This window comes from Pseudomonas sp. zfem001 (genome assembly GCF_032621725.1).
GTDB lineage: Bacteria > Pseudomonadota > Gammaproteobacteria > Pseudomonadales > Pseudomonadaceae > Aquipseudomonas > Aquipseudomonas sediminis.
In genome coordinates, this window is the sequence record NZ_JAVYJI010000004.1 from 301744 (window position 1) to 328542 (window position 26799).

General features: G+C 65.7%; 22 protein-coding genes. 10 read left to right on the forward strand and 12 right to left on the reverse strand.

What is annotated here, in order from left to right; all coding sequences use genetic code 11:
• Positions 1-93 precede the first annotated feature (93 nt).
• From RTH74_RS15735 to RTH74_RS15750, 4 genes are read left to right on the forward strand one after another with little or no spacing between them, the layout of a single operon-like run.
• Positions 94-2199, forward strand: a complete 2106-nt coding sequence (locus RTH74_RS15735; protein ID WP_316915277.1) for a TonB-dependent siderophore receptor — start codon at positions 94-96, stop codon at positions 2197-2199.
• A 2-nt stretch (positions 2200-2201) separates the two neighbouring features.
• Positions 2202-3179, forward strand: a complete 978-nt coding sequence (locus tag RTH74_RS15740; RefSeq protein WP_316915278.1) for an ABC transporter ATP-binding protein — start codon at positions 2202-2204, stop codon at positions 3177-3179.
• On the forward strand, positions 3176-4405 hold the full coding sequence (locus RTH74_RS15745) for an ABC transporter substrate-binding protein (protein ID WP_316915279.1): 1230 nt from the start codon (positions 3176-3178) through the stop codon (positions 4403-4405). The genes RTH74_RS15740 and RTH74_RS15745 overlap by 4 nt, the downstream gene beginning before the upstream one ends.
• Before the next feature lie 26 nt (positions 4406-4431).
• The gene (locus tag RTH74_RS15750) at positions 4432-5448 is read left to right on the forward strand and encodes an iron ABC transporter permease (RefSeq protein ID WP_316915280.1); all 1017 of its coding nucleotides are present in this window, start codon (positions 4432-4434) and stop codon (positions 5446-5448) included.
• 48 nt (positions 5449-5496) lie between these two features.
• On the opposite strand, the gene RTH74_RS15755 is transcribed toward RTH74_RS15750, so the two are convergent.
• The 7 genes from RTH74_RS15755 to folE2 form a co-directional block, all read right to left on the reverse strand.
• Positions 5497-5847 carry a hypothetical protein gene (locus tag RTH74_RS15755; protein WP_316915281.1) on the reverse strand — a complete coding sequence of 117 codons (351 nt, stop codon included), beginning with the start codon at positions 5845-5847 and terminating at the stop codon, positions 5497-5499.
• A 108-nt stretch (positions 5848-5955) separates the two neighbouring features.
• The gene (thrS, locus tag RTH74_RS15760) at positions 5956-7884 is read right to left on the reverse strand and encodes a threonine--tRNA ligase (protein ID WP_316915282.1); all 1929 of its coding nucleotides are present in this window, start codon (positions 7882-7884) and stop codon (positions 5956-5958) included.
• 157 nt (positions 7885-8041) lie between these two features.
• Positions 8042-9379, reverse strand: a complete 1338-nt coding sequence (locus RTH74_RS15765) for a dihydroorotase (protein ID WP_420713168.1) — start codon at positions 9377-9379, stop codon at positions 8042-8044.
• Positions 9376-9936, reverse strand: coding sequence for a carbonate dehydratase (locus RTH74_RS15770; protein ID WP_074938559.1), 561 nt, complete (start codon positions 9934-9936; stop codon positions 9376-9378). Before RTH74_RS15770 ends, RTH74_RS15765 begins: the two co-directional genes overlap by 4 nt.
• On the reverse strand, positions 9933-10166 hold the full coding sequence (gene yidD, locus RTH74_RS15775) for a membrane protein insertion efficiency factor YidD (RefSeq protein WP_316915284.1): 234 nt from the start codon (positions 10164-10166) through the stop codon (positions 9933-9935). Before yidD ends, RTH74_RS15770 begins: the two co-directional genes overlap by 4 nt.
• The gene (gene hisI, locus RTH74_RS15780) at positions 10163-10582 is read right to left on the reverse strand and encodes a phosphoribosyl-AMP cyclohydrolase (RefSeq protein ID WP_316915285.1); all 420 of its coding nucleotides are present in this window, start codon (positions 10580-10582) and stop codon (positions 10163-10165) included. Before hisI ends, yidD begins: the two co-directional genes overlap by 4 nt.
• Positions 10583-10585: 3 nt before the next feature.
• Positions 10586-11476, reverse strand: coding sequence for a GTP cyclohydrolase FolE2 (folE2, locus tag RTH74_RS15785; protein ID WP_316915286.1), 891 nt, complete (start codon positions 11474-11476; stop codon positions 10586-10588).
• A gap of 71 nt (positions 11477-11547) precedes the next feature.
• Here folE2 and dksA point away from each other — a divergent pair, with 71 nt between their 5' ends.
• The 3 genes from dksA to RTH74_RS15800 are packed head-to-tail and all read left to right on the forward strand — an operon-like array spanning position 11548 to position 13834.
• Positions 11548-11970 (forward strand): RNA polymerase-binding protein DksA, encoded by a 423-nt coding sequence (gene dksA, locus RTH74_RS15790; protein ID WP_099525132.1) that lies wholly within the window; start codon positions 11548-11550, stop codon positions 11968-11970.
• Positions 11971-11984: 14 nt separating this feature from the next.
• A complete protein-coding gene (zigA, locus tag RTH74_RS15795) occupies positions 11985-13190 on the forward strand; it encodes a zinc metallochaperone GTPase ZigA (protein ID WP_316915287.1) in 1206 nt (401 codons plus the stop codon).
• Positions 13190-13834 (forward strand): DUF1826 domain-containing protein, encoded by a 645-nt coding sequence (locus RTH74_RS15800; protein WP_316915288.1) that lies wholly within the window; start codon positions 13190-13192, stop codon positions 13832-13834. The genes zigA and RTH74_RS15800 overlap by 1 nt, the downstream gene beginning before the upstream one ends.
• A 355-nt stretch (positions 13835-14189) precedes the next feature.
• Here the strand turns inward: RTH74_RS15800 and RTH74_RS15805 are convergent, their stop codons facing one another.
• Positions 14190-14540 carry an NADH:ubiquinone oxidoreductase gene (locus tag RTH74_RS15805; RefSeq protein ID WP_316915289.1) on the reverse strand — a complete coding sequence of 117 codons (351 nt, stop codon included), beginning with the start codon at positions 14538-14540 and terminating at the stop codon, positions 14190-14192.
• A 95-nt stretch (positions 14541-14635) separates the two neighbouring features.
• On the opposite strand from RTH74_RS15805, the gene RTH74_RS15810 reads away from it, so the two are divergent.
• Complete coding sequence (locus tag RTH74_RS15810; RefSeq protein ID WP_316915290.1) at positions 14636-15613, forward strand: CobW family GTP-binding protein; 978 nt, start codon at positions 14636-14638, stop codon at positions 15611-15613.
• 37 nt (positions 15614-15650) lie between these two features.
• Positions 15651-16529: an alpha/beta hydrolase gene (locus tag RTH74_RS15815; protein ID WP_316915291.1), complete on the forward strand. Its 879-nt coding sequence runs from the start codon at positions 15651-15653 to the stop codon at positions 16527-16529.
• Positions 16530-16541: 12 nt separating this feature from the next.
• On the opposite strand, the gene RTH74_RS15820 is transcribed toward RTH74_RS15815, so the two are convergent.
• The gene (locus RTH74_RS15820) at positions 16542-16937 is read right to left on the reverse strand and encodes a DUF3301 domain-containing protein (protein ID WP_099525138.1); all 396 of its coding nucleotides are present in this window, start codon (positions 16935-16937) and stop codon (positions 16542-16544) included.
• A gap of 122 nt (positions 16938-17059) precedes the next feature.
• On the opposite strand from RTH74_RS15820, the gene RTH74_RS15825 reads away from it, so the two are divergent.
• The gene (locus RTH74_RS15825) at positions 17060-17593 is read left to right on the forward strand and encodes a zf-TFIIB domain-containing protein (RefSeq protein WP_316915292.1); all 534 of its coding nucleotides are present in this window, start codon (positions 17060-17062) and stop codon (positions 17591-17593) included.
• 21 nt (positions 17594-17614) lie between these two features.
• Here the strand turns inward: RTH74_RS15825 and RTH74_RS15830 are convergent, their stop codons facing one another.
• The 3 genes from RTH74_RS15830 to RTH74_RS15840 form a co-directional block, all read right to left on the reverse strand.
• Entirely contained in the window at positions 17615-19171 is a 1557-nt protein-coding gene (locus RTH74_RS15830) for a sensor domain-containing diguanylate cyclase (protein WP_316915293.1), read from the reverse strand.
• A 70-nt stretch (positions 19172-19241) separates the two neighbouring features.
• A complete protein-coding gene (locus RTH74_RS15835; protein WP_316915360.1) occupies positions 19242-20879 on the reverse strand; it encodes a ShlB/FhaC/HecB family hemolysin secretion/activation protein in 1638 nt (545 codons plus the stop codon).
• A gap of 17 nt (positions 20880-20896) precedes the next feature.
• Entirely contained in the window at positions 20897-26620 is a 5724-nt protein-coding gene (locus RTH74_RS15840; protein WP_316915294.1) for a filamentous hemagglutinin N-terminal domain-containing protein, read from the reverse strand.
• Positions 26621-26799 lie beyond the last annotated feature (179 nt).

Consider the following 26799-nt stretch of genomic DNA (forward strand, 5'->3'; position numbering starts at 1 on the left):
GGCATGATCCTTATTCTTGATATGTTATAAAGTATCTTTACTGAGTCGCCATCTCTGCCGACGGCTCACTTCATATCGAGAATAAGAGTACCCATGAAGACCGCACTGAACCCTAGGCATTCGCTTCTGGCGGGAGCGATTGCCTTCTGCGCCGCAGCGGCGCAGGCCGAACCGCTGGAACTTGAAACCAGCGAGGTGATTGGTAGCCGCGAGCAGGGCTATCGCGCCACCACCGCACCAACGGCGAACAAGAGCCTGACGCCGGTGAAGGAAACGCCGTTCTCGATCCAGACTGTGACGCGTGAGCTGATTGAGGATCGTGGTGTAACAACCTTCGGTGAGGCCATTCGCACGGTGCCGGGCATCACCAATCAGGTTGGTTTCGGTGGCGTCAATGATCGCTTCAGGCTGCGCGGTTTCGGTACCGAGAGCAATCTGAAGAACGGCATTCGCCGCTCCAACTTCGTGGCCATCGATGATCTGGTCAACATCGAGCAGATCGAGGTACTTAAGGGGCCGGCATCGGCCCTCTACGGGCGTTTCGAGCCAGGCGGAGTGGTCAATATGGTGACCAAGAAACCGCAGGCCGAGCAGAGCACGCGTATCGACGTCAGTGCCGGGCGCTATGACTTCTATCGCTCGACGCTGGACAGCACCGGGCCGTTGTCCGACACCCTCGGTTATCGGCTGACAGCGTCCTGGCAGGACAACGGCAGCTTCCGCGATTTCGTCGACAACGAAAGCACCTTCATCTCGCCGGTGCTGACCTGGCAGCTGGCGCCGGAAACCTTGCTGACCTTCGAGTTCGAATATGCGCGCAAGGTCGCCGACATGGATCGCGGCTTCGGCAACAACCCGCTGTATCTGCAGGCGCCCATCGAGCGCAACTTCGCCGAGCCGCACACCCGCGCCAGCGCCATCAGCAAGCTGGCCTCGGTCACCCTGGATCACGCGCTGAATGACGACTGGGATCTGCATGCGGCGATCCAGGCTTCCGATGCGCGGCTGGATGCTTACTGGTATTCCTACGGCTTCTTCAATGGCGGAATCGGCGGCACGCCGGACAACCCCACCGTCTCGAGGCGCCCGCAGCTCAACCATGATCGACAGATCGACGTCACCGCCCTGGCCGAGGTCAGTCGCTACCTGCGCACGGGGGCGATCAACCACCGCGTGCTGTTCGGCACTGAATACAGCCGCGACTGGTGGGATTACGACGCGGCGGCCGGCACGACCAGCACCATCGACTTCAACAATCCGGTCTACGGTAAGCCGCCTTCGGCGCTGACGCCGGCGGGTGAAGGACGCTTCATCAACGACTCCTGGGCGCTGTACGCGCAGGACGAGATGAGCTTTGGTGAGGCCGAGCGTTGGCGTCTGTTGCTGGGTGGGCGTTACGACCATATCGAGGCGTCGGCCATCGATGACTTCTACGGGCTCGACAAGCCGTCGGAGAAGAGTTTCAGCGAGTTCTCGCCGCGGGTCGGGATTACCTGGACGCCAGTCGATGCGGTTTCGTTCTACGCCAGCTGGTCGCGCTCGATGCGCACCGAACTGAACAACGGCATCCTGCGCGATGGCGTTATCCCCTCGCCGGTCAAGGGCGAGCAGTACGAGACCGGGGTCAAGCTCAGCCTGCTGGGCGGGCGCCTGACGCCGACCCTGGCGTACTTCGACATTCGCCGCAAGGACGGCCTGGTGTCGGACCCCAACGATCCAACCTTCACCTACAGCATTCAGGTCGGCGAGCAGCGCAGCAAGGGCTGGGAGCTCGACCTGCCGTTCATGATCACGCCGCGCTGGCGCATGCTGGCCAGCTACACGCGCCTCAAGGCCTACATCAGCGACGACACCGATGCCGGTATGGAGGGCAATCTCCTGGCCAACGCACCGCGCACCAACGCCAGCCTGTGGACAACCTACGACCTATGGGGCATCGCCGAGGGCGTCAGCTTGGGCATAGGTGCCAACTACGTGGGCGAGCGCGAAGCCAATAACGCTAACGCCTTCACCCTGCCGTCCTACACCCGCTGGGATGCCAATATCAGCTACAAGTTCGGTCAGGCGCAGCAGTACCGGGCGCAGTTCAACGTGCAGAACCTGTTCGACAAGCGCTACTACGACTCCGGCGGCAGCTTCGTGCCGACCTACCCTGGTGCGCCGCGCACGGCCATGCTGACCCTCGGAGTGACCTTCTGAGCATGCTGCGCTGCGAGAACCTGTGTGTCGGCTATGGCGGCAAGCGTGTGCTGGGGCCGCTCGATCTGCAGCTGCCGGTCGGCCGCCTGATTTGCCTGCTGGGTGCCAATGGCGCGGGCAAGTCGACGCTGATTCGCACACTCTGCGGCATGCAGCCGGCCGTCAGCGGGCGGGTGTTACTCGAAGGCGTCGAAGTGGCGCGGCTGTCCCCCATCGAGAGAGCCAAGCGCCTCGCCGTGGTACTGACCGACCGCGTCGAGGCGGGGATGCTCAGCGGTTTTGAGCTGGCGGCGTTGGGGCGTTATCCCCACCTGGGGTGGAGCGGCCGGCTCGGCGTCGACGATCAGCGCGAGGTGCGGCAGGCACTGCAGGCGGCCGGTGCTGCGGCCCTGGCTGGCAAGCCGGTGGAGGAGATGTCCGATGGCGAGCGCCAGCGGGTGATGCTGGCCCGAGCGTTGGCGCAGAAGCCGCGGGTGCTGGTGCTGGACGAGATCACCGCGTTTCTCGACCTGCCGCGCCGCATCGAGGTGCTGCACCTGCTGCAACGCCTGGCCCGCGAACAGCGCCTGGCGATTCTGCTTTCCTGCCATGACCTGGATCTTGCCATTCGCTGCGCCGACCACATCTGGTTGCTCGATGGGCAGCGGCAGATGCACGTGGGCGCGCCGGAAGACCTGGTGCTCAGTGGCGTACTCAGTGCCACCTTCGCCACCGAACAGCTGCGCTTCGACATCGAGCGTGGTGAGTGGCTGATGGATCAGGGCGCTGGCGCCGGCATTCGCCTGGAGGGGCAGGGCAGCGCTCTGACCTGGGCGCGCCGCGCACTGGAGCGCATCGGTTTTCGCGAAGATGCCACGGCCACCCAGACCCTGCATGCCGAGGACGATGGCTATTGGCTCAGGGAGCATGAGCAGCAGCGCCACTTTACCCGCCTGGGCGATCTGCTCGAGGTGTTGCAGGCCGCCGAGGCCCGGCCGTGATTCCGCGCGTGCTGTTGGCGAGCCTGCTGGCCCTGCTGGCCGCCTGTGAACGCATCGACGCGCCGCCGCTTGAGACATTCCCCGCCGTCAGCGTCGGCGCAGAGGGGCCGGCACGCAACCTGGATTCGGCATGCGTCGCGGACTACCGCGAGGGCCTCGACTACTTTCCGCAACACTCGCGCTTCGACTGGTCCGAGCAACTGGCGGTCGAGTACGGGCCGAACTTCAAGCGCGTGACCTTCCGCCCGCGAGTCGATGCCGGTGAGGTGGTGCAGCTACTCCTGGTGCAATGCGGCACGCCGGTGCCTGAGCATGCCGAGGGTAGTATCGTCATCGAAGTGCCGATCAAGCGCCTGGCCACTGGCAACTCGGCCATGCTCGGCGCGGCCGATGAGCTGGGCATGGTCGAACGCCTGGTGGGGGTGGAGAACGTGCGTTCGGTCACCGTGGAGTCGGTACGGCAACGCATTGCCGAGGGTGGCATCACCGAGCTCTGGGGTCATGCCCACGCCAATATCGAGCCGATCATGGCGATGCGGCCGGACGTATACCTGAGCTTCTATTCCGCCTACCCGGAGTTCAATCTGCACGCCCAGTTGCAGCGCGTGGGCGTACGCGCGGTGCCCCAGGCGGACCATCTCGAGGCCCACCCACTGGGGCGCGCCGAATGGCTGAAGTTGCTGGCACTGCTGGTCAACCGCGAGGCCGAGGGTAACGTGCGTTTCGCCGCCATCGAGTCGGACTACCTGGGCTGGCGCGATCTCGCCGCCACGGCCGCCGAACGCCCCAGGGTGATGGTGGGCTTCCCGGCCACGCGCGGCAGTTTCGAGGTATTCGGCGCGCTGAATCAGCGCGCGCAGCTGCTGGCCGATGCCGGCTCCGACTATGTGCTCGAGCATCTGCGCAAGCCCGGCAGCCTGCTGCACGTCAGCTTCGAGCAGGCCTACGTGGCTGGAGCGCACGCCGCCGCCTGGGTCGGCGCGCGTCCGGGCTTCGCCAGTCTCGACGAAATGATCGATTCGACTCCACGGGCGGACTGGTTCGCGGCGGTACGCACAGGCCAGGTCTATGCCTTCGACCGCGGATATCTTGGCGCCTGGGCCTCGCCGATGCACGACAACGGCATGACCCGCCCGCATCTGGCGCTGCGCGACCTCGTCCAGGCGCTGCATCCAGAGTTGCTGCCGGTTCCCGTTCAATCCACTTTCCTGCGTCGTTTGCCATGACCTTCGATTCGGCTGAACCCAGGCCCATGCCCTGGCTGCGTTATTCGTTGTTGCTGCTGTGTGTGCTGGCGTTGTTCGTCGCTGAACTGACGGTCGGTGCGGTGGGCATCCCGCTCAGGGCGGTAGTCGGCGCTATCGCGGGGGCCGAGGTGGACGTGGTGTGGGCCAATATCCTCTTCGAGTTCCGCATGCCGCGGGCACTCAACGCGTTGTTCTCCGGTGCGGCGCTGGGTGCGACCGGGCTGCTGTTGCAGACCCTGTTCCGCAACCCGCTAGCCGACCCGTTCGTGCTCGGCATCGTGCACAGCGCGCGCCTCGGCGCTGCGGTGCTGGTCACCATGGCTGGCGTGGCGGGCAACAGCCTGCTGATCAAGTTCGGAGTGATGGGCAACGTCGGGCTGGCGCTGGCCTCGGTGGCCGGTTCGACCCTGCTGCTGAGCCTGCTGGCGCTGCTGTCTGGCCGGTTGAATGCGATCACCCTGCTGATCACCGGGTTGATGTTCGGTTATCTCGCCGTGGGCCTGATCAGTGTGTTGATGCACTTCATCGACGAGAACCAGGCGCGGGCCTTCAAGGTCTGGGATGACGCCAGTTTTGCCGGCGCCACGGTCGCGCAGTTGCGCCTGCTGATACCGGGCGTGCTGCTCGGGCTGCTGGCGCTTGGTGTGCTGAGCAAGCCGCTCAACGCGCTATTGCTGGGGGATCGCTACGCGGCGTCGATGGGGATGTCGGTCAAGCGGGTACGACGCAGCGCACTGTTCATCGCCGCCTGGTTATGTGGTCTGGTGACCGCGTTCTGCGGACCGGTGGCGTTTCTCGGTCTGGTGGCGGCGCAGGTGGCACGCGGGGTGTTGAGAACGGGCGATCATCGTCAGCTGATGCCGGGTGCGGTGCTGCTCGGCGCCGCGCTGGGCCTGGCGGCCGACCTGGTGACCCATCTGCCCTGGAGCCGCCATGTGCTGCATCTGAATGCGGTGATCGGCCTAGTCGGCGCACCGGTGGCGCTGTTCGTGCTGCTGCGGCGCAGGCAGCCGGGCAGTTGATGCCGCCAACGGCTTCGCCTGGCGCCTGGCGCGTGAGGCTGTGCGGGCTCAGTTGACCAGCTTGACTGGCCCGTGATCATCGCAGTGGTCGCCATGGGGATGGTGCAGATGACCGTCCACCAGGTAGTCCACGTGATCGCCATGCGGCACGGCCTCGTGGCCGCAGCCTGGGCCATGCACGTGGTCGGCGGCGTGCCCGGCGCACTGGTGCTGGGGCGTGCAGCGCTGCGGGTTTGCGCCGCTCACCGGTAGCACGTGCTCATCGACATGATCACCGTGCATGTGATGCAGATGCCCATCGTGCAGGTAGTCGACGTGCCCGTCGTGCTCGATGGCGGTGTGACCGCATCCCGGTCGATGTTGGTGTTCATGGTTCTGGTGCTGTTTGCAGTCGCTCATGGTTGCTCACCTTCGCAGTTGGCTTTTTCAAGCTAGCTGCGGCTGAGCGCTGCGTCTAATCGGAAGCCGACCACCTATCGTCTGCCGCGCTAGGGCAAAGGCGTGGCCCTAGCCCCGGCTGTTCTCCTGGCCGGGCATGCGCGCCTCCTGGCTCAAGCGTACGACCAGCTCATCCAACGGCAGGCTGCCAAGGTTGTCACCGGCACGGCTGCGCAGGGTGACGCGACCTTCGGCCTTCTCCTGCTCGCCGATCACCAGCAGGTAGGGCACCTTCTGCAGGGTGGCTTCACGGATCTTGTAGCCGATCTTCTCGTTGCGCAGGTCCGCCGCTGCACGCAAACCGGCGCGCTTGAGGCGCGTCAGCACCTGGCGGGCGTAGTCGTTCTGCCCTTCGGAGATGGTCAGCACGGCGGCTTGCTGCGGCGCCAGCCACAGTGGGAACAGGCCGCTGTAGTGCTCGATGAGGATGCCGGTGAAGCGCTCCAGCGAGCCGAACAGGGCACGGTGCAGCATCACCGGGCGCTCGCGCTCGCCCTGTTCGTTGACGTAGTTGATGTCGAAGCGCTCTGGCAGGTTGAGATCCACCTGCAGGGTGCCGCACTGCCAGTCACGGCCGATCGCATCGCGCAGGACGTATTCCAGTTTCGGCCCGTAGAACGCGCCTTCGCCGGGGTTGAGCCGGTAGTCGATGCCCATCCGTTGCAAGGCGCCGGACAGCGCGCCTTCCAGCTGGTCCCAGGTGGCATCGCTGCCGATGCGGTTGGCCGGGCGGGTGGAGAGTTTCACTGCGACATCGTCGAAGCCGAAGTCACGGTAGATGGCGAACACCAGGGCGATGGTGTCGGCACACTCCTGCTCCATCTGCGCGGCGGTGCAGAAGATGTGAGCGTCGTCCTGGGTGAAGTGGCGCACGCGCAGCAGGCCGTGCAGGGCGCCGGATGGCTCGTAGCGGTGCACCTTGCCGAACTCGGCCATGCGCAGCGGCAGGTCGCGGTAGCTCTTCAGGCCGCGGGCGTAGAGCGCCACGGCACCAGGGCAGTTCATCGGTTTGAGGGCGAATACACGTTCGTCCTCGGTGGTGGTGGTGAACATGGCCTCGCGGTAGTTGAACCAGTGCCCGGAGGTTTCCCACAGGCTGCGGTCCATCACGTCCGGGGTGTTGACCTCGACGTAGCCGGCGGCGTCCTGGCGCTGGCGCATGTAACCGATCAACTGCTGGAACAGGGTCCAGCCCTTGGGGTACCAGAACACCGAGCCGGGGGCGCAGTCGTCGAAGTGGAACAGGTCGAGCTGGGTGCCGAGCTTGCGGTGGTCGCGCTTGCCGGCTTCTTCCAGGAGAGTGAGGTAGGCCTTGAGCTCCTTCGGCGTGGCCCAGCAGGTGCCGTAGATGCGTTGCAGCGCGGCGTTCTTCGCATCGCCGCGCCAGTAGGCGCCGGCCACCTTGGTCAGTTTGAACGCCTGCAGATGGCCGGTGCGCGGTATATGTGGGCCACGGCAGAGGTCTTCGAAGTCGCCCTGGCGGTAAAGCGACAGTACCTCGCCTTCGGGGATGTCGCGGATCAGCTCGGCCTTGTAGTGTTCGCCCTGCGCTGCAAAGTGGGCAATGGCGGCGTCACGCGGCAGTTCGCGGCGGCTGACCGGTAGGTCGGCGGCGGCCAGCGCGTGCATGCGCGTCTCGATCAGCGCCAGGTCATCCGGGGTGAAGGGGCGCTCGAAGGCGAAGTCGTAGTAGAAGCCGTCCTCGATCACAGGGCCGATGGTCACCTGGGCGCTCGGGTACAGTTGCTTGACCGCCATGGCCAGCAGGTGCGCGCAGGAGTGGCGCAGCAGCTCCAGGCCCTGTGAGTCGCGGGCGGTGATCAGGCTGAGTTGGGCGTCGTTTTCGATCAGCGTGCTGGTGTCCACTAGGCGGCCATCGAGACAACCGGCCAACGCGGCCTTGGCCAGGCCGGGGCCGATATCGGCGGCCACCTCGGCGACGCTCAGGGGCTGGGCATAGTGACGCTGATTGCCGTCGGGCAGGGTGATGCTGGGCATAAGGGGTCTCTAATCAGGTTCGGTTGAAGGTGAAATCTGTAGACCGCATGGTGGGTTACGCGGCGCTCGGATTGCGTGGTGAGACCTGTCACCATGCCTATGCGCCGCTAACCTGCGCGGCCCGACCCACCCTACAAAAGCGGCCACACAGGTTCTGTCATTCGCGCCGATATCGCAGTGGCAAGCCCTGGCAGTCGTCCTGCACCTGGCCGGCGTGCCAGGCCAGTTGCCCGGAGACGAAGGTGCTGCGCACGGCATGGCGGAAGGCTCGCCCTTGGAACGGCGTCCAGCCGCAGTGGGCGAGGATCGGGTCGGCCGCCACCGGGCGTGGCTCGGTCAGGCGTTCGACCAGGGTCAGGTCGGCCCAGTAGCCTTCGCGCAGGTAGCCGCGCTGCTCGATGGCGAAACGTTCGGCTACGGCGTGGCTGGTCTTTTCCACCAGCATGGGCAGGGGCAGTAGGTCGTCGGCCACCAGCTCCAGCAATGACGGCAGGGCGTGCTGCACCAGCGGCAGGCCGGATGGCGCCTGCATATAGGGGCGCTGCTTTTCCTCCCAGGTATGCGGCGCATGATCGGTGCCGATGATGTCCAGGCGCCCGCAGAGCAGCGCCTGGCGCAGGGCGTCGCGGTCGGCCTGGGTCTTGATCGCCGGGTTGCACTTGATCAGGTGGCCGAGCTGCGCGTAGTCGCGCTCATCGAAGTACAGATGATGGGCACAAACCTCCGCGGTGATCTGCTTGCCGGCTAGCGGGCCAGACTGGAACAGGCTCAGCTCGTGGGCCGTGGTCAGGTGCAGCACATGCAGTTGGGTGCCGTAGCGGCGCGCCAGACTCACGGCCAGGCTAGAGGACTGGTAGCAGGCTTCGGCGTCGCGGATCGCTGGGTGTTCGCCGGCCGGGATGTCATCGCCATATTGCGCCTGCCACTGCGCCTCGCGTTCGCGGATGCGCGGGGTGTATTCGCAGTGGGTGAGCAAAATGGTCGGGCAGTCGCGGAACAGCCGTTCCAGCGCTGGCAGGTCGTCGACCAGCATGTTGCCGGTGCTGGCGCCCATGAACACTTTCACCGCCGCCACGCGGTTAGGGTCGAGCGCGGCGACGGTGTCGAGGTTGTCGTGGCTGACGCCGAAGTGAAAGCCGTAGTTGACCTTCGAGCAGCTGGCGGCGCGTTGTTCCTTGGCCGCCAGGGCTTCCAGCGTCAGGGTCGGCGGGTTGGTGTTGGGCATGTCCATGACGCTGGTGATACCGCCGGCCACTGCCGCCTGCGACTCGCTGGCGAAGCTGCCCTTGTGCGGCGCGCCGGGGTCGCGAAAGTGCACCTGGTCATCGATCATGCCCGGCAGCAGGTAGTGCCCGGCGGCGTCGAGCAGGTCCTCGCCGGGCTGGTGGGCGAGGCTGCCGGCGATGGCGTCGATGCGCCCGTGGCGGATGCGTAGGTCGGCCTCGAACACGCGGCCCTCGTTGACCAGGCGGGCGTTACGGATCAGCACGCTCAGAACTCGTTCTGCAGGGCTTTGTAGCCCCGCACCAGGTCGATGTTGGTGCGGGCCACGTCCTCGGAGAACTCGCTGGCCGAGACGCTGACGCGCGGCAGGCTGGCCAGGTCAGTCTTCGGTCCGATACGTTGGGTGGAGGTGACGTGGAAGCCTGCCGGCAGGTCGCAGCCGTCGACCACGGCGTTGTGCCGCACCACGCAGCCGTCGCCGACGGCGCAGTTGAACAGCACGCTGTTGAAACCGATGAACACGCGGTTACCGACGCTGCACGGGCCGTGGATGATCGAGCGGTGGGCGATGGATGTGTGCTCGCCGATAGTCACCGCCGCGCCGGACTTGGAGTGGATCACCACGCCGTCCTGGATGTTGGAGTTGGCGCCGATGACGATGGGCTGCATGTCGCCGCTGGCGTCCACCTCGTCGGCGCGGATCACCGCATAGGGGCCGACGAAGACGTTGTCGTGGATGATCACCTTGCCGCAGATGATGGCGGTCTTGTCGACGTAGGCGGACTCGGCGATGACCGGCAGGTGGCCGGACGGATTCTTGCGGATCATGGTTGCTCCTTGGGCGAGGGTTCGGGCACAGGGTCGTAGCCGCCCGGATGCCAGGGGTGACAGCGCAGCAGCCGGCGCAGGCTCAGCCACAGGCCGCGTAGCAGGCCATGCTTTTCCAGTGCCTCGACGGCGTAGTGCGAGCAACTGGGGTGAAAGCGGCAGCGCGGCCCGAGCAGCGGGCTGATCAGGTACTGGTAGAAACGCACCAGGGCGATGGCCAGGCGCTTCATGCTGGGCCGCTCACGGCCACGCGCAGCTGTTCGCCGTCGAGATCGTTATAGAAACAGTTGGGTCGGCCGGTATGGCAGGCCGGGCCGAGTTGCTCGACCTTGAGTAGCAGGGCGTCACCGTCGCAATCGAGGTGCGCGCTGAGCAAGCGCTGGCGATGGCCGCTGGTTTCACCCTTGCGCCACAGTTGTTGGCGCGAGCGCGACCAGTAGCAGACCTGGCCGCTGGCCAGGGTTTCCTGCAGCGCGCTGCGATTCATCCAGGCCAGCATCAGCACCTCGCCGCTGTCGTGGCGCTGGGCGATCACTGGGATCAGCCCGGCGTCGTTCCAGGCGATGGCCGCCAGGGCCTCGTCAAGCGCCACGGCGTGGCCGGCGTCGGCGGATTCCAGCTGCAACCAGAAGGCGTCGGCAGTCATGGCTCAACTCCAGTTCCAGCGGCTGTGCGCCACCGCGTCGTGGGCGTGCAGGCTTTCCGCATGGACGACCTTGAGGTGGAAGGCGCTGGCCTGCGGCAACTGGCGCAGGGCGCGGTGCAGGCGGCGTGCGGCGTCTTCGCAGAACATCAAGTTCTGCCCGTTGGCGAGGGCGAAGGCCTGTTCGTCGGCACGCTTCACCGCGGTCTGTACCGGCGTGCCGAGGGCCTGCTCGGCACTGTCGATCAACTCCAGTACGGGCAGTTCGACACAGCCTGGTGCCAGGCGCAGTTGCAGGGTCGCCGTACTGCGCTGGCTGTGCGGCGTGGCGACGATACCCTGGGTCGAGCCGAGCCAGTCGAGCACGCTGGAGTAATCCACCTGCTGATCGGGAAAGTCCCAGGCGAAGCGTTGCTGGATCAACTGCCTTGCCAGTGCTGCCGAGCAAGGGCAGGTGGACGAGTAGCTGACCTCGACCTGCAACTCGATGTTCACTCCGCGGCCGTCCTGCCGGGCGCGCAGTTCGAAGGGGTAGCCCTTCCAACCGTTCAACGGGCTGACCAGCGCCGGACGCTTGAGTGGTACCTCGCCGCGCAGAGTCAGGGTGGCGCTGTCGGACAGCTCCTGGTGGCTGCTCAGGCAGTCGTCCAGCACCTGCAGCACTGCCGGCACGTTCAATGGCTGATGCACCAGACGCTGCGCCGCCAGGTACAGGCGCGACATGTGGATGCCGCGCGCGCCGGCATCGTCGAGGCTTACGCCGATATCGACGCTGGCGGTCACGGCGGCGTCCGCCAGACGAATGGGCAGGGCGATGCCGGCCATGCCGACCCAGTCCAGCGGCAGGTCATGGTGGGTGGCTTGGGCGGCAATATCCGGCAGAGGCTGTTCGTTCATCGTAAATCCGTGGGTAGCGGTCAGAAATAAATGTTATGTTATAACAGTTGAAACAAGCCAGCCGATTTGCCATGACCCTGACCGCGACCACCGAAGCCGAACTGTTGGCCCAGCCAGCCGACGACTACATGAACGACGCCCAGCAGCAGTTCTTTCGCGAGCTGCTGCTGACCCAGCGAGCCGAGTTGCAGGCGCGCATCGAGGAGGAATTCACCGAGCTGCGCCAACCCGAAATCAGCAGCGATGTCGCCGATATCGGCGCCGCCGAGGAGCAGCGCCAGTGGCAGCTGCGCCTGCTGGAGCGGGAAAAGAAGCTGCTGGACAAGATCGACCAGGCGCTCGAACGCCTGGCGCGTGGCGAATACGGCTGGTGCGCCGAGACCGGCGAGCCCATCGGCCTGAAACGCCTGCTGCTGCGCCCGACCGCGACCCTGAGCATCGAAGCCAAGGAGCGTCAGGAGCAGCGCGAAAAACATCAGCGTGACCGTGACTGAACGAGGAACACCCCATGAATCAGCGTCTACCCGTTACTGTGCTGTCCGGCTTTCTTGGCGCCGGCAAGAGCACCCTGCTCAACCATGTGCTGAAGAACCGTGAAGGCCGCAAGGTCGCCGTGATCGTCAACGACATGAGCGAAATCAACATCGACGGTGCCACCGTCCAGCAAGACGTCAGCCTCAACCGCGCCGAAGAGAAGCTGGTGGAGATGAGCAACGGCTGTATCTGCTGCACCCTGCGCGAAGATCTGCTCGACGAGGTCAGCCGCCTGGCCAGCGAAGGTCGCTTCGACTATCTGCTGATCGAATCCACCGGCATCAGCGAGCCGCTGCCGGTGGCCGAGACCTTCACCTTCCGCGACGAGCAGGGCCGCAGCCTGTCCGACCTGGCGCGGCTGGACACCATGGTCACCGTGGTCGACGGGGTGAACTTCCTACGCGATTTCCATGAGGCCGACAGCCTGGCCAGCCGGGGCGAAACCCTGGGCGAGGAGGACGAACGCTCGATCACCGACCTGCTGATCGAGCAGGTGGAGTTCGCCGATGTCATCCTCATCAGCAAGATCGACCTGATCAGCCAGGCCGAGCGCGAGGAGCTGATGGCCATCCTCCGTGGGCTCAACACCCACGCCGACATTCAGGCCATGAGCATGGGCCAGATCGCCCTGGACAAGATCCTCGACACCGGCCGCTTCGACTTCGACCGCGCCTCGCAGGCGCCGGGCTGGCTCAAGGAGCTGCGCGGCGAGCATGTGCCGGAAACCGAGGAATACGGCATTGCCTCCAGCGCTTACCGTGCGCGCCGGCCGTTTCATCCGCAGCGCTTCTTCGACTTCCTCTCGCGTGAGTGGACGAATGGCCGCCTGCTGCGCTCCAAGGGCTTTTTCTGGCTGGCCAGCAAATACCAGGAGGCCGGCAGTTGGTCGCAGGCTGGCGGCCTGATGCGCCATGGGCTGGCCGGGCGCTGGTGGCGCTTCGTGCCCAAGCAGCACTGGCCGCAGGACGAGGAAGGTCTGCAGACGATCATGAAGCACTGGAGCGCTGAAGTCGGTGATTGCCGCCAGGAGCTGGTGTTCATTGGCCAGAACATCGACTTCCCGCGACTGGTGCGTGAGCTGGACGACTGCCTGCTTACCGATGAGGAAATGGCCGGCGGCCCGGATGCCTGGTGCCTGCTCGCTGACCCCTTCGGTGCCTGGCAGCAGGAGGCCGCCTGATGTTCGCCCTGCAGTTGCCGTACCTGTCCCGGCAGGTGCTGGGCGAGGATATCCAGGTGCTTGGTGAGGTGCTGCACGACGGCGTCAACCTGGCCGTCTGGCAGCGTCGCCTGCCGGCGCAGATCGCCGACTTCGCCGACGCGTTGCTGGCGCAAGGTGAGCCGCTGGCGCAGTCCATGACCCTGGAACTGCCGCGCGCGGACAGCGAGCCGAATCTCGATGGCTTGGTGGCGCAGTACGCCGATCTGCCGGGTCAGGCGGCCTTCCTCGCCGACGTGGCCTGGCTGGTGCGGGCCTATGCCTGCCTGCTCGACGCCCAGCGCATCGGCCTGCGCCTGCGCGCGCTGGACAAGGCCATGTGCCCGCGCTTTCACGTCGACCACGTGCCGGTACGGTTGATCACCAGCTATGCCGGTGTCGGCAGCGATTGGCTGGAGGAGGGCGCGATGCCGCGCAGCAAGCTCGGTCAACCGGGTGCCGAGCCGCAGGACGAAGCGTTGATTCAGCGCCTGGAGGCCGGCCATGTGGCGTTGGCCAAGGGCGAGAAATGGCATGGCAACGAAGGGCGCGGATTGATCCACCGCTCCCCGCAGCCGCCAGTGGGTGAGCGACGTCTGTTGTTGACCCTGGATTGGCTGGCCTGAATATCGCCCGCAAGCAGGCTCCTACAGGGGCGTTACGTAGGCTGCAGTGCGCCAGCGTCCCGGATTGCATCCGGGTTATTCGCCAGCCATAGCAGTGCCCGCAGGCAACAGTAGGAGCCCCGCCTCGGGGCGAAGCGGCCGTGGTTGTTCAGGAAGAATTGCGGTGTGAACACCATTCGCCGCGGGGCGCGGCTCCTACGAGACGCTATCCACTGCAATGGGACATCACCAAAAAATAGGCCGGAGCGACTGCCCCGGCCTTAAGCACCAAGAGATCATGTCGACGCGTGACTCGACATGAGGGTTACGTGAGGTACCCGAGGTCATTAGGCGCTTGTTGGATGACGCTTTGATGTCAGGGCTTGATCCATGTGCCCTGATATTGCGTCTTGCAGGCAGGCTCCAGGTACAACGCGTCGCTGGCCACGCCGTAGTAGTGGATATCCTGCAGGTACATACCGCTGCCGGCGCGTGCGTTCTGGCAGACGCCGTGGGCACCCTCGGGGCACTGCTCGACGAACTCCACCTCGACCGTCTGGCCTTGCAGCTGCGGCTGGCAGAAACCGTCGCGAAATAGCGTGGTGGGGATGTTGCGATTCTCCTGGCAGACCTTCACGTCCAGGCGTTCGGCCTGGCTGTGCACCACGCAAGCTTCGGCCAGGGCCAGGCCCGGCAGCAGGGAAAACAGCAACAGCCATGCACGCATCGTTTCGACTCCCGAAAAACTGCCGGCGAATCTAACATGCTGCTTCTTTGCAGTCTGTGCTGGCACTTGTCTGGCGAACCACCGAACATAAATTCATGCTCAGTCAAATCCCTACCCACCTCATCGCCGGCCCGCTCGGCGCCGGCAAGACCACGCTGATCCGTCATCTGCTGGCGCAAAAACCAGCGGGCGAGCGCTGGGCGGTGCTGATCAACGAATTCGGCCAGATCGGTCTGGACGCCGCCTTGCTCGAGCAAGGCGACGACGGTATCGCCATGGCCGAAGTGGCCGGCGGCTGCCTGTGCTGCGTCAACGGTGCGCCGTTTCAGGTGGGTCTTGGCCGCCTGCTGCGCAAGGCCAGGCCTGATCGCCTGCTGATCGAGCCATCCGGCTTGGGGCATCCGGCGCAGTTGCTGGCGCAGTTGCGTCAGCCGCCCTGGCTAGGCGTGCTGGCCGTGCAACCGGCACTGATGGTGCTGGATGCTGCCGCACTGGCTAGCGGTCAGCCGCTGCCGGACGTGCAGCGTCAGGCGCTGGATGAGGCCGGCTTGCTGCTGTTGAACAAGAGCGAAGGCTTGGGCGCCGAGGCGCGAGCGCGGATTGCTACCGATCTGCCGCCCGTGCCGTTGTACTGGACCGCGCAGGGCCGGCTCGACCTGGCCTTGCTGCCGGGCCTGGCGGCTCAGGCTTCGCCCGTTGAGGCGAGTGCCGAGCTACCCACAGCTGCGGTGGGCCTGGCGCAGATCTGGCGCAATGTCGCGGAGCCGATCTGTCAGGTGCAGGATCAGGCAGAGGGCTGGAGCATTGGCTGGTGCTGGCACCCCAGCCAGCGTTTCGATCTCGCGCAGGTGAGCCAGTGGTTGCAACGTATGGATTGGCGCAGGGCCAAGGCCGTGCTGCACGGCGGCGAAGGCTGGCACTCGTTGAATGCCTTGCAGGGGCAAACGCTGGAGGCCTGGTCCCCGAGCGAATGGCGTAAGGACTCGCGCCTGGAATTGATCTTCGATCAGGCGCAGGACGCCGAAACGCTAAGCGCTTCGTTCGCTGTGTGCCGAATCCCGGCAGTGGGCTGATAAACTCGCCGCGCCCTCGTCGCTGTGGATAACCTTCATGCAACTGCTGCCCTGGTCTTACGACACCTCTGCCGGCTTCACCCTGCGCGGCTGGCACACGCCCCCGTCTGGCAAGCCGTTGCTGCATTTTCTGCACGGCAATGGCTATTGCGGGCGCGTCTACACACCAATGCTGGCCGCGTTGGTCGAGGACTTCGATCTCTGGCTGTGCGACGTGCAGGGCCATGGCGACAGCGATCATGGCGGCCGCTTCCATGGCTGGAACCGCAGCGCCGAGCTGGCGGTGGAGGCGTTCGAGGCGTTGAGCGGGCCGTTCGGCGATGTGCCGCGCTTCGCCCTCGGGCACAGCTTCGGCGGCGTGCTCACCAGCCTGATTCTGGCGCGCCATCCCGAGCTGTTCCGGCGTGCGGTGTTGCTTGACCCGGTGCTGTTCAGCCCGGCGATGATCGGGGTGATGGCATTGTCCGACGTGGTCGGCCTAGCGCAGCGCACCGGCATGGCGAAGAAGGCGCACAAGCGCCGCCGGCAATGGACTGACCGCGCCAGTGCGCACGCCGCGTTACATGGCCGTGGCATGTTCCGTGGTTGGGATGAGGCAGCGTTCGACGCCTATATTGAGCATGCGCTGAAGGATGTCGAGGGCGGTGTCGAGCTCAAGTGCCGGCCAAGCCGTGAGGCCGATATCTTCGGCTCTTTCCCGCGGCGCTTGTGGCCGTCGCTGGCCAAGGTGACGACGCCGACCGAGGTGATTCACGGTGTGCACACCTATCCCTTCGTTGCCAAGTCCGTGGCGCGTTGGTGCGCGGGCAACGCCCATGTGCGCAGTCAGGTGGTGCCGGGTGGGCACTGTTTCATGCAGGAGCAGCCGGCGGACAGCGCCGAGCGCGTGGCCGCTTTCCTGCTGCAGCGCGGCTGAATCGGGCAGGCGCTATTGCGCCTTGCGCCGCCAGTCTTCCAGGCGAATGACGTTGCCTGGTTGTTGCACTGCAACCGGTTCGGGCTGCGGCTCCAATATCGGGTGGGGCTGCAGTTCTATGCGGCCGAGGTGTGGGCCGAACATGCTGATATGTCCGCGCAGTCGTTGCTCACCGGTGACGGTGAACTCGAAGTCATAGAGTCGCGCCAGGCGACGATGGCCTTTGGCATCACGCTGGATGGCCAGACGACGCAATGCTACGGCGCCATCGAGCAGCTCCACGTCGAGCTTGGCGCAGTGCTGCTTGGCGAAGGCCAGCGCACGCTCGCGAATACCGTGGCCGCGCCATAGCCAGGCGCAGGCAGCGGCGAACAGCATCAGCAGGAACACATCGAACAGGTTGATCATGGCGACTCCAGCTTCGGGAGACAGAGCTTAGCTTATCTGCCACGTGCTTCTCAGCACAGTGACTTGCCCATGCGTCGGCTCTGCATTAGCGTTCGCTCTCTTCAGATGAAAAGGACGTCACCATGCATTGCCCCGCCTGCCGCACCACTCGCCTGCAACCGGCAAAACTCGAAGATGGCCTGCTCGGCCATGGCTGCGCACAGTGCCAAGGCACGCTGGTCAGCCTGCTGCACTACCGCGACTGGGCCGAGCGTCAGCCAGCGCAAGAGACGCCAAGCGAACTGGCCGCTGAGGCTGAAGTGGGCGAAACCAGTCATGCCCTGAGTTGCCCCAAGTGCGCCAAGCTGATGAGCAAGTTTCAGATCAGCGGCACCCGAGCCAATCGTCTCGACCTGTGCGGCACGTGCGATGAGGCCTGGCTGGACAGCGGCGAATGGCAACTGCTCAAGGCCCTAGAGCTGAGCCAGCGCATGCCGGCGATCTTCACCGACGCCTGGCAGCGCCAGGTACGGCAGGAGGCCAGCGAACAGGCACGACGCGAGCGCTTCAGCCGCATCGCCGGCGAAGAGGCCATCGCCCGTGCCGACGAGATCCGCGCCTGGCTCAAGGATCATCCGCAGCGGCGTGAGTTGTTGTTCTACATCGGCCACGACTGAGGGCGTTTCACCCGCGTCGGCTCAGGTCGCCCGCATCAGGCGATCACGGCCCGCGACCTTGGCGGCGTAGAGCGCCGTGTCGGCGCGTTGCTGTAACTGCTCCAGGGTTTCATCAGGGCGCCACTCGGCCAGGCCGATGCTGACACTGATCCGCAGCCCTTGCAGATTGCTCTCGGCCAGATTCGTGCGCAGGCGCTCCAGACCCTGGGCAGCAGCGTCCAGGTCGCTATCCGGCAAGAGCAGAATGAATTCCTCGCCGCCGACGCGGGCGAACAGGTCGGTGGCGCGCGCCTGCTGCCTGCAGAGCAGGCTGAACTCGCGCAGTACCGCGTCGCCGGTGGTGTGGCCGTGGCGGTCGTTGACCTGTTTGAAGTGATCCAGATCGAGCATGGCCAGGCACAGCGGCAGGTTTTGCCGTTGGCTGCGCTGCAGTGCCTGGCCAGCACGCTCTTCGAATGCGCGGCGGTTCAGCGCCTGGGTCAGCGGATCGGTGGTGGCCAGGTGCAGCAGCTGCTGCTCCAGCGCCTTGCGCCGACTGACATCGCGGATCTCGGCGACCTGTCGGCCGTCCTCACGCAACTGGGCGATGCTGATTTCGGCAGCGAAGGGCACGGCGTCGCGCAGGGCTTCAAGGTCATGCGGCTGGCCGTCGGCACGGCCCAGCAGCTCTTCGATGCGCGTCTGCTCGGCGGGGGCGAACAGGCTGTGCAGATCCGCGCTGAGCAGATGCTCGCGAGAGCGGGCGAACAGCGTCTCGAGCATCGGGTTGGCGTCGACGATGCGGCCGCGCTCCAGCACCACCACGCCGGCCTGGGTGATGCGCATCAGTCGCTCGAAACGCTCGGCGCTGTCCTCTGCCTGCTCGGCGTGGCGGCGGCTGTCGGCGAGGATACGACGCATGGTCATCAGCGCCAGGCCGACCAGGCCGATCACCCACAGCGGGATGCCGAAGTTGTAGGGCAGCAGGTAGGGCACCGAACGGGTCACGTCGACGTGTTCGATGCCCTGCAGGCCATCGATCAGGCCGAGCAGGGCACGCAGCAGGGTAATCAGGGCGAAACCGGCGAAGGCCAGTGCGACGAAACGGCGTACGCCACGCAGCTCCGGTTCCTCGCGGGCGACCCACAGGGCGCGGCAGGCCTGGATCGGTAGCAGACCGCCGATCAGCGCGTAGAAGGTGACGACGAATTCGGTGTTGATTGGCGCCACGAACCAGTGCCAGCTCATCACCAGGCTCATCGCACCGGCACTGGCCGGTACCGTCCACCACGGCGGCGGCAGCCCCAGGAAACGGAACACGCCGACCATCAGCAAGGCTTCGCCGGCCAGTTGCAGGCTGTTGCCGGCGATGTTCAGCAGCGGGTTGCCGCTGGCCATGTAGCCGATGAACAGCCAGATACCGAGGTTGAGCGTCCAGGCGCCGCTCATCCACACGCCCGGGCCGCAATAGGGACGAGCGAAGTACCACAGGGCGGTGCTGGCGATAGCGCAGCCGAGCATCAGGTTGATGCCCAGCAACAGTGGGGAGAAGTAGAGCGTTTCCATGACCCAGGCCGACCGGCAGGACGATTGCGGCATTCTGCCAGTGTCCTGCGATGTCGTCGCGTCGGTCAGCTTTTTCCAGCTCGTCGGTCGGTTCCGGCGAAGGTTAGAAGGCCCGAACCACCTGTGCCCAGACGCGCGGCGTACGCGACACGTCGCTTTCGGCATCGGCATTGCCGAGGCGCCAGGCGGCGACGGTGCTGATCTGCCAACCATGGGCGGCCCAGCGAGCGCCGACACCAGCGCCGGAGAGGCTGCGATGATTGTCCTCATCGGCCCAGGTGTTCTTGTTCAGGCGAACCTGGCCATGGTCGACGAAGGTGGACAGCTGCCAGGCCTCGTTCAGGGCGTAGCGCAGTTCGACGTTGGCCAGCCAGCCCTGGTCGCCCGAGGCTTCGCCTTGCGGGTAGGCGCGCACGCCATAGGCTCCGCCGAGGTAGAGCTTCTCGGAACTGTCCAGGTTGCCATCGGCCCATTGCCCCTGTAGCTGGGTGTAGAGGCTGAAACGATCGCTCAGGCGCTGCAGGCGTACCAGGCTGGGGTTGAGCTTGTGGAACTGGCCGCGGGTGCCGGCGGTAAGATCGTCAACGCGCTTGGCGGGCGCGCCGTCGATGTTCAGGCTGCCCTGGCTCCAGGCCAGGGCGAAGCTGTTGACGCCGCCGCCAAGCAGCGTGTCGCGGCTGTTGCCGGTCAGCGACAGGATGGTCACGCGGGCCCGTTTGTCGCTCTTCTGGTCGAACAGGTCGATGTCGTCCTTGAGGCGTTTGTCATCGAACTGCAACTGGCCATAGAGGCTGAAATCGCGTGAGCGTACCAGTGGCTGCAGGGCGAAGACGCTGGCGATGCGCGCATTGCCGTGTGCATCGAGATCTTCGAAGTCCTTGCCCAGCTGGTAGTCCATATCCGAATAGGCCACGCCAACCTGGGTCGCCCAGGGGCCGACTGGCAACTGATAGGCGATGCGCCCGTAGCGCTGGTCTTCCTCGGAACCCATGGCGCGCAGGGTCAGGCGGTCGCCGAAGCCGAGTGGGTTGTTGAGGTTGAGGGTGCCGCCCAGACGGTACTCACCGACGAAGCGGTTACCGTAGTTGTCGGCATCCACCGAGCCGGACACCAGCGGCGCGCGCTGTACGTCGACCAGCAGATCCGTGGTGCCGGTGCTCGTGCCTGGCCGCAGTGTGGATTTCACCTCGACGCCGGGGGTGTCCTGCAGTAACAGCAGGCTGCGCTCCAGCGACTTGCCCTGCACCGCGTCGCCTGCCTGCAGAGCCGCGAGGGGGGCTAGGGCGCTGCCGCGCAGGGTGGCCTGATCCTTGACCTGAATCTCGCCATAGCGACCTTCGAGCACGGCGATCTTCACCATGCCGCCTTCGATTTCCTGGGCTGGCAGGTAGGCGCGGGCTAGTGGATAGCCGCTTTCGCGATAGAGGCGGGTGATGCGGTTGGCAGCGCCCTGCAACTGGCCGACGGTCAGCTCGCGTCCCGAGAGATCGGCGAGCTGAGTGAGCAGCACCTCATCGGACAACGCCTGGTTACCGTCGAGGATGAAACCGTTAACCTGCAGGCGCGGGCCTGCTTCGGCGGCTGGATCGGCCGGGGCATCGGGCAGATTGAGCTCGAGGCGTTGCCGCTCGGGCAATTGCAGCGGTGCCTGGTCGATACCTTGTTGTGTCTGGCCGGCATCCGGCGCAGTGGCTGCTGCAGCGGACAGCGTGATCAGAGAGGCGGTAAGGCCCGCCAGCATGGAGGTCGAACGCAACTTCAGATTCCTTCTGGGAGGCGAATGCCGTTATCGACGAGGTTCAGTTGTGGGCTGTAGGTCGTTGCGTCGAACAGTTTCGGGGTCGTTATCATCAGGGGCCGGCTGGGCTGCTCATCGGTTTGGCTGGCCGCCAGTTGGGCAGCGACGAGACGAGGGTCGACGAGGCTGGGCAGGGGGATGCTGCCGGTGACGCTCAGCACACCGTCCACATAAGTGATGTCGTAGTTGCTCAGGCCGTTGCCCTGGGCGTTGCTGGCGACGATGGCGTAGTTGCCGGCACCGGCGCTGGCCGCTGCCCCTGCACTGGCCAGACTCACGCCACTGACCTGATCACCTGCCACCAGCCCGGCGCTTGTGAAACCATTGAGAGTGGCAGTCTGGCCGACGTTCTTGCTGGCATTGCCAGCGGTGATGGTCAGCGCAGCCTTGTCGATGGTCAGGGTGCCGGCGAGCATCTCGATGTCATAACCGAACTGGCTGGAGTAGAGCCCGCCGAGACGCAGGTCGGAACCACTGTAGGTGCCGGCATTGGCACTGCTGGCATTGTAGAAGGCGCTGCCGGCAACCAGGGCCGGGTCGTAGCCGATGGGGAATACCAGGGCGCCGGTGCTGCTGGTGGCGCTGCCGTCGTAGGTCTTGTTGGCGTTGCCGACGTTGACGCTGAGGGCGGTCATGAAGCTGCGCAGCAGCGGCGCGCTGTGGCCCTCGTACATGCGCCAGGTGGCACCGGTGCCGCCGGCGTCGTCGATGTTCCAGCCGGCGGCCACGAAGGGCGCCAGGGTGGTGAGCTGGGCGCTGGTCAACCCGGAGATGCCGGTGGCGGTGCCGGCCCCGACGCCCTGGGCCAGGCCGCTGCTGGTGGTGTTCCAGAAGCTGCCGGTGGCGGTGCCGACATTGCTGCCCACCAGGCCGCCGACCGCGCCGACGCTGGAGCTGGCCGTGCCCGTGGAATAGACACGCAGCAGGCTGCCATCGTTGAACCCGACCAGGCCGCCTGCCGTGGCGCTGCCCTGGGCGCTGCCGGTGGCGTAGCTGTCGCGGATAGTGCCGGTGCTGGCGTTGCTGCCGGCCAGGCCGCCGCCATTCAGGCCGCCGCTGGCGCTGCCCGTGGCCAGGGACTCGCTGAGGGTCCCGGCGTTGGTGCCTACCAGGGCGCCGACGTTGCCCGTGCCGGTGACGGTGGTGTCGCTGCTGACCCGCTCGACCACCCCGCCGGCGGCGTTGTAGCCCACCAGGGCACCGGCGTAGGTGCCGCCAGCCACGCTGCCGCCCACCAGGTTGAGGTTGCCGACGTAACCGGCGTTGTAGCCGAACAGGCCGCTGTAGGTGGCGCCGGGGCGGTTGATGGCCAGGCCGCTGATGCGGTGCCCCTGCCCGTCGAACCGGCCGGTGAAGGGGTTGGCCAGGCTGCCGATGGAGAGGAAGCCGGTGCCGCTGTTCCACAGCGCGCTGCTGGAGGCATTGATGTCGTTCGCCAGGACGAAGCGGCTGCCCGCCAGGCTGGTGGAGGCCAGGCCCTGCAGGCCATAGACATCGGTGATGCGGTACGGAGTGGCGACACTGCCGTCACCGCCCACAGCGCGGATGAAGGTGGCACCGGGGCTCAGGCGGAAATCGGTGACGCTGAAGCTGGGCAGGCTGGCGGCTACCTGATTCCAGGTGCCGCTGGCGAGGCTCAGTACGCCTAGGTTGACACCACCGTTGCTGGTTACGGTGCCGGCTGCGGACAGAGTCAGACTACCGTTGGCGGCGTCGATGCCATCCCCCAGCAGGACGTTGCCGCCATTGCTGGTGCTGAGGGTCAGCCCGGCGTTGTCGCCCCAGGTCAGGCGGTCGGCCACATCGAGGTTGCCGCCTGCCGACAGCTGGCGGGTGCCGCTGATGCCGAAGGCACCGCCGCTGTCGAGGCTGAGCAGGCCGCCGGAGCCGAGGTTGGTGTCCAGGCTGTAGCTGGTGGCGCTGGCGGTCAGTTGCAGGCCGTAGCCGCTGCTGGTGAGGGCGGCGAAATTGCTTGACGAGAGGAAGGCCAGATCGGTGTCCGTGTAGCTGCCCCGCGCGGCCAGGTAGCGGTTGCGGGTGGCCGTGAGGCTGCCCTGGCCCGTCACCAGATGCGCGGCATCGCCGTAGACATCCAGCCCCTGGATGCCGTTGGTACCGATCACGTCGGCAAAGGCGGCGCCGGCCGTGGCATTGCCGTCCAGGTAGGCGATGGCGCCATTGCTGTCGAGGCCGCTGGCGTCACTGAGAATGTAGTAGTAGCCGTCGGCACCGCTGCTGGCGCTGCCGATTGCCGTGCCGCCGGACACGGCGGTCAGGGTGGCGCCTGCGAGGGCGTTGCCGCCGGCATTGGCCAGGACATGGCCGCTGATGGCCACGGGGGTGGTGTTGTAGCGCCAGGTGAAGTACGAGTAGAGATTGGCGCCACTGCCCCAGATCGATGACGAAAAGCCGGAAGGCAGCCCACCTTGTAGCTGCGCGGTGGTGCGCCCGGTCATGCCGCCCGCCAGCCCGCCAGAGGTACCTTGCACCTGGCCGCTGGTCTGGGTGTTCCAGTAGGTGTTGCTGATGGCGCCGTTGGTGCCGTTGTTGTAGCCGACGAAGCCACCGACCTGGCTGGGGCCGCTGACGTAGCCGGTGGAGTAGCTGTTGCCGATGGTGCCGTTTACGAAGTTGACGCCGGCAAAGCCGCCGATGTTGCTGGCGGAGCCCTGCCCGATCACCGCGCCGGTGGCATAGGAGTCGGTGATGCTGCCTTCGTTGTGACCAACGAAGCCCCCGACCGGCCCCGACGACGCCCTCACCGTGCCGGTGGCGTAGGACTGGCTGATGGAACCGCCATCGAAGCTGTAGCCGTTGGCGCCCACCAGGCCGCCGACGTAACCTAAGCCGGCGCTCGAGTTGGTACCGGTCACGCTACCGGTGGCATAGGAGCGGGTAATGCTGCCGCCGTTGACATTGAAGCCGACCAGGCCGCCGATCTGGTAGCCGGCGCCGGTGACATTGCCGCTGGCGGAGGCATCGGCGATGGCACCGCCGTCGTTGGTGCCCACCAGCCCGCCGGTGTTGCTCTCGCCCGTGCTGGCGCCGCTGACCGTGGCGCTGGCCGACGCGTTGCCGAGGGTGCCGCCCAGCATATAACCGACCAGGGCACCGACGCCGTCGTTGCCAGTTACGTTGCCTCCAATCAGCTTCACGTTGGCCAGGGACGCACCGTAGGTGTAACCGAACAGCCCAACGTAGTTGGTCGCTGCCCGGTCGATGGTCAGGCCACTGATACTGTGTCCCTGCCCGTCGAAACTGCCGGTGAACTGCTGGGCGTTGTTGCCGATCGGGCGCAAGCCCGACGCGCCCCACACCTCGCCGTAGTAGCCGCCACTGGCGGCCATGGCGCTGGTCAGGCTCAGATCGGTGCCCAGGCGGTAGCTGGCGGACAGGTCCAGCCCCATCAGCTGCAGTGCATGGGGCGTGAATATGGTCGTGGAGTACTCGTTGCGCAGCATCGGCCGGGTATCTCCCTCGAACATCACCCAGGTGTTGGTGAAGTCGAAACCGGCGTAGGAGGCCTGGTTACGCACGCCGCTGGACAGGCCGGTGCCGCCGCCCAGCGAGGTGGACTGGCCGGTGCTGTTGATGTCCCAGTAGCTGTTGTTGACGGTGATGGTCGGCAGGAAGCCACCACCGATCAGGCCACCCGTGGCGGTGTAGCCGGAGATCTTGCCACTGGCGTAGGTGTTGGTCAGCGTCGCACTGCCGCTCACCTCGCCCAGCAGGCCGCCGGCATAGGCGCCGGTGTTGTTGACGGTAGCGGTGACCGAGCCGGTGGAGTAGGAATCGGCGACAGTGATGTTCTGCACGTTGCCCGCCAGGCCACCCACCACGGCCAGGCCGACCACATCGGCGGCAGAGGACGAATAGCGGATGGTGCCGTTGTTCACCGAGCCGGCCAGGCCGCCGACGAAGACGCCGGCACCGACTACGCTGCCGGTCAGGTGGACGTTGCTGAGGTTGCCGCCGAGCGTGGCAGTGACGCCGCCGACGTTTTGCTGGCCGGTGATGGTTGCATTGGACAGGGTCAGGTCACGAACCGACCCACTCACCGAGCGGAACAGCCCGACGTCGTTCTCCAGACCCCTGGCGATGGTCAGCTTGTCGATGCTGTGGCCAAGCCCCGTGAAAGTCCCACTGACCCCATCGAGCGGGTTGAAGCCGGCACCACCGTTCCAGCCGGCAGTGGCGCTGGCGTCGATATCGTTGCCCAGGGCATAGAAGCCACTGCTGCCGATGGTCTGCAACGTGCCAATGTCGCGGATCAGGGTGTAACTGGTGCCGCCGAGGCTGAGGCTCGCGCTGTGGCCCGACAGGGTGACACGGGCACCCTTGTTCAGGCTGTAGCCACCGTTGTAGAGCAAGGCCAACCCGGCGTTGCTGCCGGTGGCGGTGATGTCCTTGTTGATGATGACGCTGCCGGCAGCATTGAGTGTGAGGACAGTATTGGCGCTCCAGCTGATCGCCGCGTCCACCGTGATGTTGCCGGCCTGGCTGCCACCGACACCGGTGGTCACCGTCACCCCGGTGCTGGCCAGGGCGTTGGTGAGGGTCGTGACGTTGAGCACGCTGTCGTTGGCGTTACCGTTGAAGCCGCCCATGCCGGAGCTGGGGGCGTTGGAAATGGTGACGTTGTAGGGATCGATCAGCCACTCGCCGGTCTTGCCCTTGGGCGCCAGGGTGGTGACCTTGACGTCGTCGGCGATTTTCACATGGGCGCCGCTGGTGTCGATGAAGCCGCCATCGCCGCCAGTCGGTGCGCTGGCGTCGAGGGTGCCGGCGACATTCACCACACCGCCGTCGAAATCCCCCAGTAGCAGAATCTTGCCGTTTTTCTCGCCCAGGGTGCGGGCCTCGATCACGCCGGTGTTGTTGACCACCGTCTTGAGCAGCGCATCACCGGCATTGGCAGTCAGCACCACCTGGCCGCCATCGGCCTTGATCAACTGGTGGTTTTCCACCAGGGCATCGACTGCCGCTTCATCCACCTGCACGTTGAGCAGGCCATCGCCGGCGAAGTCCAGGGTCATCGCATTGCCGGCCGCCAGGGTGACCGAGCCCCGATTGGCGACGATCACACCATTGTTGCTGACTGTGCCGCCGAGCAGCGCCACGGCGTCGCCATCTGCGCGGATGTTGCCTTGGTTGACCACTGCCGCTGGGCTGCCGTCGCCCTGAAAACGGTACTGGCCCTTGTCGAAGTCCTCGACCGACAGATCCAGGCTAGAGGCCACCAACCCGCCGACATTGACGCTGGCGCCATTGCCGAACAGCACGCCGTTGGGGTTGACCAGGAAGACCCTGCCGTTGGCATCCAGTTGCCCCATGATCTTCGAGCCGTCGCTGCCGATCACCCGATTCAGGGCGATGGAATCGCGACCAGGCTGGTTGAAGGTCACCTTGTTACCGGCGCCGATGTCGAAGCTCTGCCAGTCGATGGCGAGCTTGTTGCTGGCCTGATCGATGACCATCTGTTGGGCATTGGGCTGGCTGATGCTGCCGCTGCCGGACACCACCTGGCCACCGGTAGGCAGGTCGGCGGCCCATACCGGGCCAGCCAGCAGTAAGCTGGCTGCCAGTATTGCACCGGCGCCTTTGCCGTGCCGTCTGGCGTGTTCGTCGGCGACGCTCCAGCCGCCGGTGCGAGGGTTCCAGACGAGGGCGTAGGCACGGTTCATGGCAGCCTTCCTGTGATTGGCAATTGTTATAGAGGCTTCTCCCTGCCACGCACTGGTGAGAGCAGCCTGTAGAGGCGGTCTTCGTGCGGGGGAGAGTCGCGAAATTTAAACCGATGGCAGAATAGACGCTTGATAGAATTTGCGCCGGGCTAGCTTACAGGTAGAAAAAATGGATGGGG

What these genes read in the sequence shown, in the direction of transcription:
- RTH74_RS15735 (WP_316915277.1), top strand. Translation starts at nt 94, where the DNA reads ATGAAGACCGCACTGAACCCTAGGCATTCGCTTCTGGCGGGAGCGATT.
- RTH74_RS15740 (WP_316915278.1), top strand. Translation starts at nt 2,202, where the DNA reads ATGCTGCGCTGCGAGAACCTGTGTGTCGGCTATGGCGGCAAGCGTGTG.
- RTH74_RS15750 (WP_316915280.1), top strand. Translation starts at nt 4,432, where the DNA reads ATGCCCTGGCTGCGTTATTCGTTGTTGCTGCTGTGTGTGCTGGCGTTG.
- RTH74_RS15755 (WP_316915281.1), bottom strand. Translation starts at nt 5,847, where the DNA reads ATGAGCGACTGCAAACAGCACCAGAACCATGAACACCAACATCGACCG.
- thrS (WP_316915282.1), bottom strand. Translation starts at nt 7,884, where the DNA reads ATGCCCAGCATCACCCTGCCCGACGGCAATCAGCGTCACTATGCCCAG.
- RTH74_RS15770 (WP_074938559.1), bottom strand. Translation starts at nt 9,936, where the DNA reads ATGATCCGCAAGAATCCGTCCGGCCACCTGCCGGTCATCGCCGAGTCC.
- yidD (WP_316915284.1), bottom strand. Translation starts at nt 10,166, where the DNA reads ATGAAGCGCCTGGCCATCGCCCTGGTGCGTTTCTACCAGTACCTGATC.
- hisI (WP_316915285.1), bottom strand. Translation starts at nt 10,582, where the DNA reads ATGACTGCCGACGCCTTCTGGTTGCAGCTGGAATCCGCCGACGCCGGC.
- folE2 (WP_316915286.1), bottom strand. Translation starts at nt 11,476, where the DNA reads ATGAACGAACAGCCTCTGCCGGATATTGCCGCCCAAGCCACCCACCAT.
- dksA (WP_099525132.1), top strand. Translation starts at nt 11,548, where the DNA reads ATGACCCTGACCGCGACCACCGAAGCCGAACTGTTGGCCCAGCCAGCC.
- zigA (WP_316915287.1), top strand. Translation starts at nt 11,985, where the DNA reads ATGAATCAGCGTCTACCCGTTACTGTGCTGTCCGGCTTTCTTGGCGCC.
- RTH74_RS15800 (WP_316915288.1), top strand. Translation starts at nt 13,190, where the DNA reads ATGTTCGCCCTGCAGTTGCCGTACCTGTCCCGGCAGGTGCTGGGCGAG.
- RTH74_RS15805 (WP_316915289.1), bottom strand. Translation starts at nt 14,540, where the DNA reads ATGCGTGCATGGCTGTTGCTGTTTTCCCTGCTGCCGGGCCTGGCCCTG.
- RTH74_RS15810 (WP_316915290.1), top strand. Translation starts at nt 14,636, where the DNA reads ATGCTCAGTCAAATCCCTACCCACCTCATCGCCGGCCCGCTCGGCGCC.
- RTH74_RS15815 (WP_316915291.1), top strand. Translation starts at nt 15,651, where the DNA reads ATGCAACTGCTGCCCTGGTCTTACGACACCTCTGCCGGCTTCACCCTG.
- RTH74_RS15820 (WP_099525138.1), bottom strand. Translation starts at nt 16,937, where the DNA reads ATGATCAACCTGTTCGATGTGTTCCTGCTGATGCTGTTCGCCGCTGCC.
- RTH74_RS15825 (WP_316915292.1), top strand. Translation starts at nt 17,060, where the DNA reads ATGCATTGCCCCGCCTGCCGCACCACTCGCCTGCAACCGGCAAAACTC.
- RTH74_RS15830 (WP_316915293.1), bottom strand. Translation starts at nt 19,171, where the DNA reads ATGCCGCAATCGTCCTGCCGGTCGGCCTGGGTCATGGAAACGCTCTAC.
- RTH74_RS15835 (WP_316915360.1), bottom strand. Translation starts at nt 20,879, where the DNA reads ATGCTGGCGGGCCTTACCGCCTCTCTGATCACGCTGTCCGCTGCAGCA.
- RTH74_RS15840 (WP_316915294.1), bottom strand. Translation starts at nt 26,620, where the DNA reads ATGAACCGTGCCTACGCCCTCGTCTGGAACCCTCGCACCGGCGGCTGG.